Below are 1,686 nucleotides of genomic sequence, written 5' to 3'. Positions count from 1 at the left end.
CCTCGCGCGTTCACCAAGAACATCGAAGGCTGACCCCCGAAACGAGGAAGTGCTCCGCCACCTGGGATGATCTTGATTGCGAAGTCGAGATCGTCCAGAGAACCGGAGCACTTGCCAGGTGAAGACTACAAGATCGCGTCCGAGGCTGTCCGTGACCACCGACGGCAAGGGCGTGGTCGGGCACGCAGGGGCCCGACTGCTGGCGGATCTGGCCGAAGCCACCAGCCTGGAGCAGGCATTCTCTGAGGCGCTGGCGCCGTCGCGGACCCGCGGCGGCGGGCACGACCCGGGCCGGGTTGCCATCGACATGGCCGTCATGCTCGCCGACGGCGGCGAGACGATCTCCGACCTGGCGGTACTGCGCGACCAGGCCGAGCTGTTCGGCCCGGTGGCCTCGCCGGCCACGGCGTGGCGAGTGCTGGACGGCATCGACGAGTACGCGCTGGCCCGGCTGCGGTCAGCCCGCGCGGCGGCGCGGGAGCTCGCCTGGACGCAGCACGCTGACACGAGAGCCGTGTTCCCACAGGCCAAGGCCGCAGGCCGGGAGATACCCGGGCTGGTCCTCGACATCGACGCGTCCATCGTGATCTGCCATTCGGAGAAGCAGGACGCAACCCCGACCTGGAAGAAGACGTTCGGCTACCACCCGATGTTCTGCTTCCTGGACAACACCGACGAAGCGCTGTCGGCTGTCCTGCGGCCGGGCCGCGCCGGGTCGAACACCGCCGTCGACCACATCACCGTGCTCGACCAGGCCCTGACACAGATCCCCGACGACACGCGGCACGGCACCCCGATCCTGGTCCGCACCGACACCGCAGGCTGCACCAAAGCGTTCCTGGCGCACCTCAGAGCACTGCGCCAGACCGGGTGCGACGTGCGGTTCTCCGTCGGGGCGCCAATCGACGCCGACGTGCGCGAGGCCATCGTCAAGCTCCCAGCCACGGCTTGGTACCCGGCGATCGACGCCGACGCCGAACTGCGCGACGGCGCCGAGGTCGCCGACCTGACCGGCCTGCTGCCGCCCGACGACCGCTTCCCGGACGGCACCCGGTTCATCGTCCGCCGCGAACGTCCGCACCCCGGCGCGCAGCTGGACCTGTTCGACACCGTCGAAGGGATGCGCCACCAACTCATCGCCACTGACAGCCCCGCCGGAACCGGGCACCTGACCTGGCTGGACGCCCGGCACCGGGCTCACGCCCGCGTCGAGGACCGCATCCGCACCGGCAAGGACACCGGCTTCGGCCACTTTCCCTCCCGCCAGTTTGCGATCAACGCCGCCTGGCTGGAACTCGCCCTGACCGCGATCGACCTGATCGCCTGGGCGAAGACGCTGCTGCTGGACGGCGAACTGGCCAAGGCCGAGCCGAAGAAGCTGCGCTACCGACTGCTGCATACCGCCGCCCGCATCACCCGAGGCCAGCGGCAGATTCGGCTGCGGATCGCCGAGCACTGGCCCTGGGCCCGCGACCTGGCCGCCGCCTTCGCCCGCCTGACCGCACTGCCCCGGCCACGCACCTGCTGACCAGCGGCAACACCCCTGACCGCCCGCAAACCCGAAGGAACCCTGGAGACCCCGGCCCGAGCGCCGGAACTTCGGCATGCCCACACGCCAGCCGCACCCGGAAACCATCAGCACCCTGAATCAGACGACCCGATCATGCTCTTGGTGAAAGACGGAGG

The 1,686-nt window shown here is 69.8% G+C and carries 1 protein-coding gene; it reads left to right on the top strand.

Features of this window, described 5'->3' with window-relative positions:
• Positions 1-118 precede the first annotated feature (118 nt).
• A complete protein-coding gene (locus IZR01_RS49085) occupies positions 119-1,528 on the top strand; it encodes an IS1380 family transposase (RefSeq protein WP_194927878.1) in 1,410 nt (469 codons plus the stop codon).
• The last annotated feature ends 158 nt before the right edge of the window (positions 1,529-1,686 follow it).

The organism is Catenulispora pinisilvae, assembly GCF_015356865.1.
Classification (GTDB): Bacteria; Actinomycetota; Actinomycetes; order Streptomycetales; family Catenulisporaceae; genus Catenulispora; species Catenulispora pinisilvae.
Note: the sequence above shows the minus strand (reverse complement) of the source record. Positions and strands in the feature narration are given on the sequence as shown.